This window comes from Daejeonella oryzae DSM 19973 (assembly GCF_000422945.1).
GTDB classification, from domain to species: Bacteria; Bacteroidota; Bacteroidia; order Sphingobacteriales; family Sphingobacteriaceae; genus Daejeonella; species Daejeonella oryzae.
This window is the reverse complement of record NZ_AUHA01000002.1, coordinates 560,157-574,309: the sequence shown is the minus strand read 5'-3', so window position 1 is coordinate 574,309 and position 14,153 is coordinate 560,157. Positions and strand designations below refer to the sequence as shown.

10 protein-coding genes are annotated in these 14,153 nt (G+C 38.7%); 8 read left to right on the top strand and 2 right to left on the bottom strand.

Annotation, left to right across the window (positions count from 1 at the left end; all coding sequences use genetic code 11):
- Nucleotides 1-142: 142 nt before the first annotated feature.
- Genes G521_RS0102835 through G521_RS0102825 form a run of 3 tightly spaced genes read left to right on the top strand, consistent with a single transcriptional unit; the run spans nt 143 to nt 5,577 of the window.
- The gene (locus tag G521_RS0102835) at nt 143-3,214 is read left to right on the top strand and encodes a SusC/RagA family TonB-linked outer membrane protein (protein WP_026897167.1); all 3,072 of its coding nucleotides are present in this window, start codon (nt 143-145) and stop codon (nt 3,212-3,214) included.
- Nucleotides 3,215-3,228: 14 nt separating this feature from the next.
- Entirely contained in the window at nt 3,229-4,797 is a 1,569-nt protein-coding gene (locus G521_RS0102830; protein ID WP_026897166.1) for a RagB/SusD family nutrient uptake outer membrane protein, read from the top strand.
- A gap of 9 nt (nt 4,798-4,806) precedes the next feature.
- Nucleotides 4,807-5,577, top strand: a complete 771-nt coding sequence (locus tag G521_RS0102825; RefSeq protein ID WP_026897165.1) for a DUF4397 domain-containing protein — start codon at nt 4,807-4,809, stop codon at nt 5,575-5,577.
- Nucleotides 5,578-5,835: 258 nt separating this feature from the next.
- Here the strand turns inward: G521_RS0102825 and G521_RS0102820 are convergent, their stop codons facing one another.
- Nucleotides 5,836-6,441, bottom strand: a complete 606-nt coding sequence (locus G521_RS0102820; protein WP_026897164.1) for a porin family protein — start codon at nt 6,439-6,441, stop codon at nt 5,836-5,838.
- A gap of 118 nt (nt 6,442-6,559) precedes the next feature.
- Here G521_RS0102820 and G521_RS0102815 point away from each other — a divergent pair, with 118 nt between their 5' ends.
- The 3 genes from G521_RS0102815 to G521_RS0102805 all read left to right on the top strand — a co-directional run bounded on the left by G521_RS0102815 (nt 6,560) and on the right by G521_RS0102805 (nt 9,652).
- A complete protein-coding gene (locus G521_RS0102815; RefSeq protein ID WP_309425072.1) occupies nt 6,560-6,790 on the top strand; it encodes a hypothetical protein in 231 nt (76 codons plus the stop codon).
- 103 nt (nt 6,791-6,893) lie between these two features.
- Nucleotides 6,894-8,618, top strand: a complete 1,725-nt coding sequence (locus G521_RS0102810; RefSeq protein ID WP_036678041.1) for a S41 family peptidase — start codon at nt 6,894-6,896, stop codon at nt 8,616-8,618.
- Between the two features lie 53 nt (nt 8,619-8,671).
- Nucleotides 8,672-9,652, top strand: coding sequence for a DUF1028 domain-containing protein (locus tag G521_RS0102805; protein ID WP_026897161.1), 981 nt, complete (start codon nt 8,672-8,674; stop codon nt 9,650-9,652).
- A 55-nt stretch (nt 9,653-9,707) separates the two neighbouring features.
- On the opposite strand, the gene G521_RS0102800 is transcribed toward G521_RS0102805, so the two are convergent.
- Entirely contained in the window at nt 9,708-11,750 is a 2,043-nt protein-coding gene (locus tag G521_RS0102800) for a prolyl oligopeptidase family serine peptidase (RefSeq protein ID WP_245580842.1), read from the bottom strand.
- A gap of 208 nt (nt 11,751-11,958) precedes the next feature.
- Here G521_RS0102800 and G521_RS0102795 point away from each other — a divergent pair, with 208 nt between their 5' ends.
- Together G521_RS0102795 and prfA are read left to right on the top strand one after the other, a co-directional pair.
- Nucleotides 11,959-12,741 carry a UDP-2,3-diacylglucosamine diphosphatase gene (locus tag G521_RS0102795; RefSeq protein WP_036678038.1) on the top strand — a complete coding sequence of 261 codons (783 nt, stop codon included), beginning with the start codon at nt 11,959-11,961 and terminating at the stop codon, nt 12,739-12,741.
- A 162-nt stretch (nt 12,742-12,903) separates the two neighbouring features.
- On the top strand, nt 12,904-13,977 hold the full coding sequence (gene prfA, locus G521_RS0102790; protein ID WP_026897158.1) for a peptide chain release factor 1: 1,074 nt from the start codon (nt 12,904-12,906) through the stop codon (nt 13,975-13,977).
- The last annotated feature ends 176 nt before the right edge of the window (nt 13,978-14,153 follow it).

Here is a 14,153-nt window from a genome sequence, read left to right as displayed (position 1 = left end):
ATAAGTTTTTTACAAAAAATCCTTGCGTATATCTGCAATTAATCCAAATTTAGGAGATTGAATATTGAGATTCTTTTAAGGAATTTGAATAAAATTTTAATGCCTATTAATTCAATTAACCAACGTAATTAAAAATTAAAGTATGAAAAAAAGACTACTCATGTTGTTCCTGGGTATCTTCTTCGTAACCGTACAAGCTATGGCCCAATTAACCGGCGTTAGCGGTAAGGTATCTGATGAAGATGGACTGCCTTTACCCGGAGTATCTGTTAAGATCAAGGGAACGAATACCGGAACTCAAACCGGTGTGAATGGAAATTTCTCAATCTCAGCTAGTCAGGGACAGGTTTTGGTTTTCAGTTTTTTAGGAACTGTAACCCAGGAGAGAACCGTAGGAGCGGACAAAGTTATAAATGTAACCCTAAGAACTGATGCAACATCTCTTAATGAGGTAGTAGTTACTGCATTAGGGCAAACTGCTAATAAGAGATCTATAACTACTGCTCAGCAGAGTGTAAAAGGAGCGGATATTGCTCAGACACAGAGAGAGAACTTTATCAATGCTTTACAGGGACGTGTTGCAGGTGTTGATGTAACAAGCTCTTCCGGTGTTCCCGGAGCTTCCTCATCAATTACTATCAGAGGGGTAAGTTCTATAAGCGGAAGCAATCAGCCATTAATGATTATTGATGGTTTGCCAATGGATAACAAAACACTGAATACCGGCGTTTTGGCTTCTGATGCGAATTCTCTTACCGCTTTTGGTAACAGGGGAGTAGATTTTACAAACAGATCGGCCGATATAAATCCCGATGATATTGAAAGCTTAGTTGTATTGAAAGGACCTGAAGCTGCGGCTTTATACGGTATTGATGCGGCAAATGGTGCAATAGTAATTACCACTAAACGTGGCAAAGCAGGCGTGGGTGGCATTGAATACAGCAACAGCTTAAGAATAGAAAATACCCGTGCAAAACCAGAAATTCAGCAAGTTTATGGTCCAAGTGCCGTAGGAAGTACCACATTCTTATATTACGGTGCTCCATATGCTCAGGGAACACAATTCTTTGATAACGTGGATGGTTTTTTCCAAACTGCATTAACTCAAAAACACAATTTATCATTTAGCGGTGCCGCTCCTGATAATAAAATCAATTACCGGGTTGCAACTTCCTTTACTAACCAGGAAGGTGTAGTTCCAAACTCATTATACGATAAAATAAATGTAACCGGAGCTTCCGGGGCACAGGTTAATTCATGGTTAAAAGCAGATCTTTCAATGGGTTATACCTATGCAAAGAACGATCAGTCTTTTAAAGGTGTGGGTGGTCCGCTAATCGGTTTGTTGGTTTGGCCTCAAACAGATGATGCAAAAGATTATCTTACTGCTGCTGGTACAAGACGTCGGTTGACGAATTTATCAGCCAGCTCTGAAGTGGATAATCCATATTTTAACGTAGAAAAGAATATCATTACATCCAAGACTAATCGCATTTTATCTAATCTTGGTTTGGTTATCACTCCGTTTAAATTTGGTAATCTTAAAACAAATTTAGGTGTTGATGCTTACATCAACCAGAATATGCTTTTACGTCATCCTGAAAGTGCTTATGGCAATACTTTTAACGGAGTAATTGATGTGGCAAATGATGTAACCCGTAATATCAGTTCTCAGACTTTGTTTAATTTCAACAGTCAGAAAATTGCAAAAGATATTACTATAAACGGTTTATTAGGTAATTCAATTCAGGATTTTAAATCCAATACAGATGCGATAAAAGGTCAGGATTTTCTTGATCCAAACTTTGTTTCTGTAAATAATACATCTCTGCGCACAAATCAGACGAGAATTGCGCAGCGTAGATTGGTAAGTGCTTTTGGTAGTGCTACTGTTGCCTACAAAGATTTCCTTTACCTTACCGTTACAGGAAGAAATGACTGGACTTCAACTATACCTAAGGATAAGAATTCATTCTTCTATCCGTCAATTTCAACCAGTTTCATCTTTACAGATGCCTTCCCCTCATTGGGCGAGTTTATGACCGGTAAGCTGAGAGCTGCTTACGCAGAGGTTGGTAAAGATGCGAGACCATATGCTTACCGTCCTTCTTTAGAATATAAAACTACTTCTAATGGTGGATACGGTTATGGATTTACTGGTCCGAACCTGGATCTGAGACCAGAGTTTGCAAAATCTTACGAGGTTGGTACCGAATTAAGTTTCTTAAAAGACAGACTTGGTATTGATTTAACCCTTTACCGCAAGCAAACTCAGGATCAGATTGTAAATGATATCAGAGGAAGTTATGCAACCGGATTTATCCTGTTCAATTTAAACGGAGCCGAGACAAGAAATCAAGGTTTGGAAATTACCTTGAGAGGAACTCCGGTAATGAATGCTAATTTCTCCTGGGATATATTAACCAATTTTGAAAGTGCAAGAGGTAAGGTTTTGGCATTGCCGAATGCTTTGCCGGAGTCATATGTTTCTGATACATGGCTTTTTGGTAACGTGCGTAACGGTACTGCACCAGGTTTATCAACCCGTTCATTAACCGGATTATATTATCTTAGAAATACTGCCGGACAAATGCTGATCGATCCGACTTCTGGTTTGCCATTGCGTTCTTCAATATTTGTTGATGGCGGTTATGATCGTCAGCCTGACTTCTCAATTGGTGTAACAAACACGTTTAAGTATAAAAATCTATCATTAAATTTCCTGGTTGATATCAGAAAAGGTGGTGATGTATTGAATGCGACCGAGCAGTTTCTTACTGCAAGAGGTTTAAGTATGCGTACTCTGGACAGAAATGAGCCAAGAGTTATCGAAGGCGTACTTAGAGATGGTAAAGAGAATACAAGTACACCTACTCAAAACAATATTGTTGTAGTTCCAAGCGTGCAGAATTCTTATTATACTGCAATAAGCGAAGAATTATTTATTGAGAAAGATATCAATTGGTTGAGATTAAGAGATGTAACATTAAGTTATGTTTTACCGGCGTCTCTGCTTAAAAAGCAGAACTTCGTTAAGAAAGCATCTGTATTTGTAACCGGTACTGATCTTTTATTATTCACCAATTATTCAGGACTTGATCCGATAGTGAATGGTAACAGTGCAGCTGTTGGAGGATCAGGAGCGGCAGGTATTGATTACGGTAACTTCCCGATACCACAAGGAATCAACTTTGGTGTCAAAATAGGATTATAACAGGAGGATTTAATATGAGAAAAATATATAGTTTAGTACTTGGCGCTTTATTATTATCAGCAACCAGTTGCGAAAAGTTTTTAGATGTAAACACTAATCCAAATGCTCCGCAAACAGTGTCGGCAAACCTTTATTTGTCGCCAATGCTGCACTGGATGGTAACATCTCCTCAGTATGAGGGACGCCAGATAGGGCGATATACACAAAATTGGTATCTACCTGGCACTTCAATCAGCACCTGGGATAGAATGGGTTACGATCCGTCAACAGATAATGGTGCACAACAATGGAGAGATGTTTATTGGACATTAGGTCAGAACCTGGTTGACATGAACACTCTTGCCGAAGCAGAACAGCGTTGGGATTTATTAGGTGTTGGTCAGATTCTAAAAGCTTGGGGCTGGCAGGTACTTACCGATACGCATGGTGAGATTATTGTGAAAGAAGCCATTGACCAGACCAAACTGACTTTCAATTATGACAGTCAGGAGTATGCTTATCTTGAAGTTCAGAAATTACTGACCGCAGCTATAGCTAACTTACAAAGAACAGATGGCAGCGTGGATCAGGCTTACCTGGCAAGAACAGATAAAATTTATAATGGCGATCGTGCCAAGTGGACAAAGCTTGCTTACGGAATGCTGGCATTAAACTTAAATCACTATTCAAATAAGGCAAGTTACAATCCGGCTGAAATTATTGCTGCTGTAGATAAGTCGTTTGCAAGCAATGCAGATGATCCTTTGTTAACTTACCCTAACAGCCAGAATGATGATATTAACTTTTGGGGAAGAACCAGAGGTAATATTCACAACTACAGACAAACGCAGTTTATCGTTAACTTAATGAACGGTACTCAGTTTGGTGGCGTGGTTGATCCACGGATGAGCCGTACATTAGCTCCATCACCTGATGGATTATACCGCGGTTTGGATATTAACGTAGCTGGTAATGGCGCATTGGCAGCAGCACAAATTCCAAACAATTTTCATGGTTACCCTGGTACGGGCGGATTGCAGTCTCCGGGACGTTATCTATTCGATGATAAGGCAAAAATGCCTTTGATGACTTATTCTCAGTTGCAATTTATTAAGGCAGAAGCAGCTTATAAAATGGGCGATAAAGCGACTGCACTAATTGCTTACCGTAATGCAATTTCATCACACATTGATTTTGTGAATGCCAGAAATTTAGATAATAGTCAATCTCCAACACAGATAAGTGCGGCGGATAAAGCAGCGTTCCTTGCATCTCCTGCAATTGTTCCGGCTACTGCAGAAGAATTAACTCTGTCGCAAATCATGTCTCAGAAGTACATCGCTCAGTGGGGTTGGGGACATAATGAAACTTGGATGGATTTAAGAAGATATCATTATACTGATACCGATCCTGTAACGGGAAATAAAGTGTTTCTTGGATTTACTCCTCCAGTAGATTTGTACCCTGATAATGGTGGAAAAGTAGTTGAACGTATCAGACCAAGATATAATTCAGAATATGTTTGGAACAGACCAGGTTTAGATGCTATTGGAGGTCTTGCCCTTGATTACCATACAAAACCATTATGGATCACTCAACCTTAATTAGATAATATGAAAAAATTCAATATATATATGATGATACTGTTATGTGCAACAGTATTAATCTCTTGCGAAAAGAATGCGGTTCAGGATATAACAGGAGATCCTCCTCAGTCGATGATAAAATTCTTCAACTTTGGTGTGAATGCACCGCCGGTAAACTTTTACGCCAATGATACCAAAATGACAGCGGTAAGCTCCGTTACAGGAGTAGAATCTTTGCTGGGAGTGGGTTATGGTAGTGTTGGTTCCGGTGGGTATTACTCTGCTATTATACCAGGACAATATACTTTAAAAGGAAAGATAGCTGCAGAAATAGATAAGGATCTTGCCATTTCTAATATTGCAGGTACAATTGAGACGGGTAAGAGTTATTCTGTATATCAGAGTGGTTTTTTCAATGCTACTGATAAAACTGTAGATGGTTTTATCATTGAAGATCAGTTGCCTGCTTTAGATACCGGTAAAGCCTATGTACGATTTGTAAATGCGATTTCAAACTCAAATCCAATGACTCTGTATGCTAAAAATACCTTAACATCAGAAGAAATAGCAGTTGGTTCTGATGTTGCCTACAAAGCTGGTGGTGCTTTTACTGCATTGCCAAACGGAGTTTATAACCTGAGCACCCGTTACGCCGGTTCTGCTACCAATGTAATAAGCAGATTATCGGTATCATTTTCTAAGGGAAGAGTATATACAATTGGCAGCAGAGGTGACATTACAATTGTATCTACTACGCTTGTAAACAGACCTTTTCTGGATAATACATTAAACAGATAAGTTTATCAAAATTGTTAAATAGTCATAATGATATTAGTTAATAGGTAGACTAATAATAGGTGATGGCCGGATTACGAAAGTTTTCCGGCTTTTTTGTAAATAGTGTTGATGTTCTATTCTTGAGACATCAAGTATTTAGCTAAGTGTTTGATTCTAGTATAGTAGAATGTTGCCTTAGGCAGATAAGTTCATAAAATTTCTTCCATAAAAAAACCCTGAGACTAATTTAGTCTCAGGGTTTTTTTTAAATTATTCTGTTTAGAATAATTTAAATCCTAAACTTAAATGAAACAGGTTTTGTTTCTGATCATATTTTTCGCTTTTACTGATATTGCTTAAACCGGCTTCATAACGAAGATCTACAGATATATTCCCTACATCCACTCCGGCACCTGCCTGAGCTCCGATAGCCTGATCTTTATAATCTTTTATGCTTGCATAAGCATCTTCGGTGGTAGTTGATTTATCTACAATAAATGAAATTACCGGACCGGCCATCAAACGAAAGTTTAATTTACTGGGTCCAAATTTAGTTCCCAATAATACAGGAACATCCAGGGTTGTAAATTTTACTTTTCCGTTTACCTGAGTTTCATTTCCGCTATTATCAATAACAATTGGATTTTCTCCGCCCTTGCTTCCCAGATAAATTTCAGGTTGCAGATACAAACCTGCTCCGCCTACTCGGGTCCATGCTCCAAACTGATAACCTAAAATGCTATTTGCATCTGTCAGGCTTTCTTTAGATTTCAATTCAGAATAATTTACTCCGGCTTTAAGTCCGCCGGTAAAAGAAGGTAACTGTGCTAGTGCAGCTACAGATGTAGTCAAAAGTAGTCCTGCGATTAAAAAATATTTCTTCATAATGGATATGTATTAATTTTTTAAAGATGATGCTATTAAACAAAAAGTGTGCAAGAATATTGTTTCAGTTTAAATTATAGTAATTGCGCTCAAAAATTCCCTGATTAAATATATTTTTGTGGAAATTACAATCATGGCAGAAATCAGCATTAGCAATACGGAATGGGTTCGTTTAAAATTAAAAGTTAAACGCAAGTACAACCATTTAACTGACGAAGACCTTTCTTACGAGTCGGGCCAGGAAGAGGAACTCATTCAGCGGTTAATGAACAGGCTAAAACGCAACCGGGAATACGTTGTATTTACCCTGAAAAAAGGAATGGAGCATTTAGACACCAACCGCCTGTAAGCATTTTGCAAATCAGCGATCCTGTTCCTTTTTAGGAACATTTATATTACTTGCAGTATCCAATGGCTTTTTTGTAATTTTAGAAAGACAAAATCCCTAGGATATGAATCATTCTAAACCTTCACATAGTAAAATTAAAAGATCTGTTTTTACCGGTGTCCTTCTGGTAAGCGTGTTCTCTTTTGCTTTTATTGATGATCTTTTTCAGGTTTCAAAGAACCTGGATATTTTTGCATCTGTCTATAAAGAACTCAATATAAATTATGTAGATGATGTTAATTCATCTAAAATGATGAAGACTGGCATTGATGCCATGCTTGATGAGCTGGACCCCTATACCGAATATATACCCGAATCTGATATCGAGGATTATAAACTAAAATACATTAGTACTCAATATGGTGGCGTTGGCGCTACAATTTTAAACCGCGACGGGAAAGTAATCATATCAGAACCTTACGAAGGTTTTCCAGCTCAGAAAGCAGATGTCCGCTCTGGAGATGAAATACTTGAAATTAACGGAGTAACGGTAAAAGGAAAATCCAATGAACAAGTAAGCCAAATGTTAAAAGGCCCGAAAAGCAGTCCCGTGAGTTTGCTTTTAAAGCGTCCCGGTACAGAAAAAAATATTGAAAAAAAGCTTTTGCGGGAAGACATTAAACAGGATAATGTTACCTATTATGGCATACTTCCAAATAATGTAGGGTATATCAAGCTGGATAAATTTCTTGAAAATTCTGCTCAGGAAGTTAAAGATGCGCTTACTGAACTTAAAAAAAATAACCTCACCGGTTTGGTGATAGACCTGAGGTACAATGGCGGCGGTATTTTGCAGGAAGCTGTTAAAATTGTAAATCTCTTTGTAAATAAAGACGTAAATGTGGTGGTTCAAAAGGGCAGAAATCGCGAAAAGACAATTACCTATAAAACCTTTACTCAGCCTGCAGAGCCTAATTTGCCATTAGTTGTATTGGTAAATAATCGATCTGCATCGGCCTCAGAAATTGTAGCCGGTTCATTACAGGATCTGGACAGAGCCGTGATTGTGGGCCAGAGGAGTTTTGGAAAGGGATTGGTTCAGCAAACATTTAATCTGCCTTATAACAGTCTGGTAAAAGTTACCGTGGCCAAGTATTATACTCCTTCGGGCCGGTGTATTCAGGCTCTGGATTATACGCATCGCGATTCGGAAGGCAGTGTTGTTAAAGTTGCTGATTCATTAATTACTCAATACCGGACTAAAACAGGCCGCCTTGTATATGACGGCAGTGGCATTTATCCTGATTTGTTTGTAAAGCCTGTTAAGTACAACATGATTACCCAAACCCTGGCGGGGAAATATTTTATTTTTGATTATGCTACCAATTACCGTATTCAAAATCCGGTAGTTCCGGAGGCAGAAAACTTTAAATTGTCAGATGCAGAATATGCCAGATTTATAAGCTACCTGTCTGATAAGGATTACAATTACAAAACCAAAACTGAACGTATCTTAAGCGATCTGGGAGAGGAAGCAGAAAAAGAAAATAAAATATCTGAAATTAAAAATGAGCTGGATGCATTAAAGTCTAAGGTAAATTTCAGTAAGAAAAATGATCTCACCCAGTTTAAAGAGGAAATTAAGCGGGTGCTTGAAAATGAAATTGTTTCACGGTATTATTTTCAAAAAGGAAGAGTTGAACAAGGCTTTAAATATGATGAAGATGTAAATGAAGCCCTAAAAGTTATTTCTAATAAATCCATGTTGGCGTCTATTCTTAAAGGTGAAGGAAGCTATAAAACAATTGGAAAACCCGGTGAAGATTTTTCGGCCAGTACAGGTAATTAATATAAATTTTTAACCCGCCCCGGCGGGTTTTTTTACATCCTAAATTTCATAGTATGAAACAAATATTTGTGATGATTTGCTTATTAACAGCGGTTAGTGCGACTGCACAATCTTTAAAGCCATCAGACCTTGCTCATACATTTTCTATTGTGGCCCGTGATGCCAAAACCGGCGAGATGGCGGTTGCAGTTCAGAGTCATTGGTTTTCGGTTGGCACGTCTGTTTCCTGGGCTGAAGCCGGTGTAGGAGCAATAGCCACCCAGTCTTTTACAAATAAATCTTTTGGGATCAGGGGGCTTAAATTATTGAAAGAGGGGAAAACTGCTCAGCAAACTCTGGATGAGTTGCTGGCCGCTGATGAGGGAAGAGATGTTCGGCAGGTAGCTATTGTTGATAATAACGGAAATGTAGCCGCTCACACAGGCAAGAAATGTATTCAGTTTGCTGATCATATTACAGGAGATCAGTTTTCAGTTCAGAGCAATATGATGTTAATAGATCAGGTATGTGCAGCTATGAGTAAAGCATATACTGCAAATTCCGACCAGCCTTTGGCCGAGCGGGTTCTGGCTGCATTAAACGCCGCTCAGTCGGTAGGAGGTGATATCCGCGGAAAACAATCTGCTGCTCTTTTACTGGTTCCGGCTAAATCTAACGGAGAGCCCTGGAATGAGCGGAGTATAGACCTCCGCGTAGACGATAATGATGAACCACTAAAAGAATTGGGGAGATTGCTGAGAGTTCAGCAGGCTTATGAACACATGAATAACGGGGATCTGGCCGTTGAGGTTAATGACATGCAAAAAGCCATGCAAGAATACGGAACCGCCATGGAAATGCAGCCTGAAAATCTGGAAATGCAATACTGGACAGCCGTTACATTAGCCAATAGCAAACAATTGGATAAAGCTTTGCCCATGTTTAAAAAGATATTTAAGGCCGATAAGAACTGGAAGGAGTTAACGAGAAGACTGCCGGTTGCAGGCTTGCTAAATGTAAGTGCGGAGGATCTCGCTAAAATTATGGCCTTGTAAATAAAATTAAAGACTTACGAAGGCATAGTAATCTTCGTAAGTCCTGGTTATTTAGTTATTTGAAAGTTAATCCCATATTATAAAGCATAAATGCCCATTTATCGGCTTGCTCTTCAATTATTTTTCCTGTTGGTTTGCCTGCTCCGTGACCCGCGTTAGTTTCAATACGTATAAGTGCAGGACTGGTGCCTTTATGAAATTCCTGCAGTCTGGCGGCATATTTAAATGAATGTGCCGGCACAACCCGGTCATCGTGATCAGCTGTTGTGATCAATGTTGCCGGATAAGTAACTCCGGGCTTTAATGCATGGTATGGAGAGTACTTAAGCAGATATTCAAACATTTCCTTAGATTCTTCGGCAGTTCCGTAATCATAGGCCCATCCTGCGCCGGCAGTAAATTTATTGTAACGAAGCATATCCAAAACTCCTACTGCCGGAAAAGCAACTTTAAATAATTCAGGTCGCTGGCTCATTACCGCACCAACCAGTAAACCGCCGTTTGATCCGCCGGAAATGGCCAGGTAGTTTGTAGAAGTATATTTATTGCTGATGAGATATTCAGCTGCTGCTATAAAATCATCAAATACATTTTGCTTTAACAATTTTGTCCCCGCATTATGCCATTTATCTCCATACTCTCCGCCACCTCGTAAGTTAGGGACAGCAAAAATTCCCCCCTGCTCCAGTAAAACAATGTTGGAAGTACTGAATGAAGGAGTAAGACTTACATTAAAACCACCATAACCATATAAAAGAGTGGGATTTTTGCCATTCATTTCCAATCCCTTTTTATAGGTAATAATCATCGGGATGCGGGTTCCGTCTTTTGAATTGTAGAAAACCTGTTTCGATTCATATTTACTAGGATCAAAATCAACAGCCGATTTTTTAAATACTTCAGACTTTCCATCCGCAATGTTGTATTTGAAGATAGTTGGAGGATAGATATAGGAAGTAAAGGTGTAATAGAGTTCTTTTTCCTGCTTTTTAGCATTAAATCCACCTTCAGATCCTACACCCGGAAGCTGAATGGTTCGTTCAGCTTTTCCATCCATAGAGAATTGCATCACCATAGAAGTAGCGTCTTTAAGATAGCTGGCAAAAATTTTGCCTCCTCCGGTGCTCACGCTTAAAACATTCTCTGTTTCAGAAATGAGGTCTTTCCAGTTTGCAGGTCCGGCTGCTGATGCATCAACCGTTACAATTTTATAATTGGGAGCATTTAAATTGGTGTGTATATATAATTTGCTTCCCTGATTATCAATAATGCTGTGATCTCCTTTAAAACCAGTAACAATATTTACTATTTTGCTATTGGGCTCACTTAAATCCTGAATATAAAGTTCATTACCTGTAGTTGATTCAGCAGCAGATATAATCAGATAGCGACTATCTTCTGTAACTCCGGCGCCAATGTATCTTCTGGGCATTTTTTCGCCTCCAAATATAATCTGGTCATCTTTTTGAGAAGTTCCCAGTTTATGATAATACAATTTATGGAATTGGGTTAAACCCGATAACTGACTTCCTTCGGAAGGTTTATCATAACTGCTGTAATAAAATCCTTCTTTACCTTTCCAGGCCAATCCGGAAAATTTGATATCAGTCAGCGTATCCCCGATTATTTTCTTATCGGATGTATTGAGGATGATGACTTTTCTCCAATCTGAACCACCTTCTGATATCTGGTAAGCAGCCATACTTCCGTCTTTTGTAAATTCTATTCCGGCCAGTGAAGCGGTTCCGTCTTTTGAAAACTTATTCGGGTCGAGGAATATTTCGGGTTCAGAATCTTCTTTCTGACGGTAAAGAACATATTGATTCTGCAATCCATCATTTTTATAAAAATAGGTGTAATCGCCTTCTTTAAATGGTGCTGAGAATTTTTCATAATTCCACAGATTCTCAAGCCTTTTTTGAATATTATTCCGGAAAGGAATTTTTGAAAGATAATTTTGAGTAACCGCATTTTCTTCCTTTACCCAGGCCTTGGTATCTTCAGCACGGTCATCTTCGAGCCATCTGTAGGGATCTTTTACTGTGGTGCCAAAATAGGTGTCGCTAACATCGGTTTTTTTTGTTTTGGGATAGGTCATTTTATCAGGAATACTACTTGAATGTTGAGCGATTGCGTTGCCGGATATGAAAAATACCGCAGTGGCGAGGCAAATATAGGCATGTTGTTTCATGTTCAGTTTTTTGGTTGATTTTAAAAATAATAAAACTTTCTGCAAAAGCCGAAATCTTAAAATGGAATGATTCAGCAAAATTAGCTGATGTGAAATTTTATGTATTTTTGCAGCTATGCCAGCAGGTAATAAGAAAATTTATTTTGCTTCTGATTTTCACTTGGGTGTTCCGGATCACTCCTCAAGCCGAAACCGTGAAGATCGGATTGTAAGGTGGTTAGACGAAATTAAAAAGGATGCTTCAGAGGTCTTTCTATTAGGCGATATTTTTGATTTTTGGTTTGAATATTCTACAGTAATTCCCAAAGGATTTATTCGCCTGCAGGGTAAACTGGCAGAACTGACAGATTCAGGTATTCGTGTTTACATGTTCAAAGGCAACCATGATATGTGGATGTTTGATTACTTTAAAAAAGAATTGGGAATCGAAATCATCTCCGATGAGCTGGTTATTGAACGGAATTCTAAAAAATTCTATCTTCACCACGGGGATGGTTTAGGCCCCGGCGATCCGGGTTATAAATTTCTAAAATCTTTTTTCAGGAGCAAATTTTGTCAGTGGATGTTCGCCCGGCTGCACCCCAATTTTGGTTTGGGACTGGCTCAATACTGGTCCGGAAAAAGCCGCATTGCAAACAATGTTAAGGAGCAGGTGAATGATAATGAACAGGAGTGGTTGCTCAATTATTCAGAAGAACTCATTAAGAAAGAGCATTTTGATTATCTTATTTTCGGGCACAGACATGTGCCGTTGGATATTACACTAAGTAATAGCAGCAGATACGTGAATTTGGGAGAATGGATTAATTACAATTCCTATGCAGTTTTTGATGGAATTAATCTTGATTTAAACTTTTTTGAATCAGCATCTGTTCCTGATAAGATGACCTTAAATTAACTGAAAAAGCACTATTTTTGTAGGCTTTTTTAAGCATAAAAACTTATATGACATTTCCGTTTAACTTATCCGGATTAGGTATGGGTTTAATTTCAGAGTCGCCAATGTTTTCAGATACGTGAAAAAGTGAAGCCTCTCAATTGTTTTCAGGATTAAATAAATATGTTACAGAAATTAGAATTTATAAAGGAACGCTGGCAGGAAGTAGAACGAGAGTTAAGTTCTCCTGATGTTATGGGAGATATGAAGCGTTATGCCCAGCTTAATAAAGAGTATAAGGATCTTTCCAGGATTGTGGAGGAATATCACATTTACAGCAATATTGTAAGCAATATCGAAACAAATAAGTCATTGCTTTCTACCGAAAAGGATGATGAAATGCGGGAAATGATCAAAATTGATCTCGATGAATTGCTGGAGCAACAGGAAATTATTGAGAATAAGATTCGTTTGATGCTTATTCCGCAGGATCCTGAAGATTCAAAACATGCAATTGTAGAAATTCGCGGTGGAACCGGCGGGGATGAAGCAGCCTTGTTTGCTGGTGACCTTTACCGGATGTACACCCGCTATTGTGAGCGCCGTGGCTGGAAAATGGAAGTTGTAGATGTTACCGAAGGTTCGGCAGGGGGGTATAAAGAAGTAGTTTTCAATGTGCTTGCAGATGATTCATACGGACAGTTGAAATATGAGTCTGGCGTACATCGTGTTCAGCGTGTGCCGGATACTGAAACACAGGGACGCGTTCATACTTCAGCGGCGTCTGTGGTAGTACTTCCCGAGGCCGATGAGTTTGATGTGCAGATCAGCATGAATGATGTGCGGAAAGATCTGTTTTGCTCTTCTGGTCCTGGGGGACAGTCAGTAAATACAACTTATTCGGCAGTTCGATTAACGCATTTACCTACCGGGATAGTTGCGCAGTGCCAGGATCAGAAATCACAGCTTAAGAATTTTGACAAAGCTTTTGGTGTTTTAAGAAGTCGCGTTTATGAGTTGGAGCTGGCAAAGAAGCTGGAAGAAGAATCTAAAAAGCGTAAAACAATGGTGGCAACGGGTGATCGTTCTGCTAAAGTACGAACGTATAACTATCCACAGGGAAGAGTTACAGAACACCGTATCGGCTTAACAATTTATAATCTTCCCAACGTAATGAATGGCGATATTCAGGAGATTATTGACCAATTGCAGTTAGCTGAGAACGCCGAAAAAATGAAAGAGGGCACCGTTGCCTAATCAAAATGATAATTTTTCCATGTCAAAATTTGGAAATATTGTCTTTTTGATGTTTTTAGAAACGAGACTTTAAAATATTTTGAATTGAGAATGAAGTGTTTAAGAGTAAAGTTGAATTAAATAAATATTATTGTTGCACTGTATGGTTTATAACCCTATATTTGCCTCACTTTTAA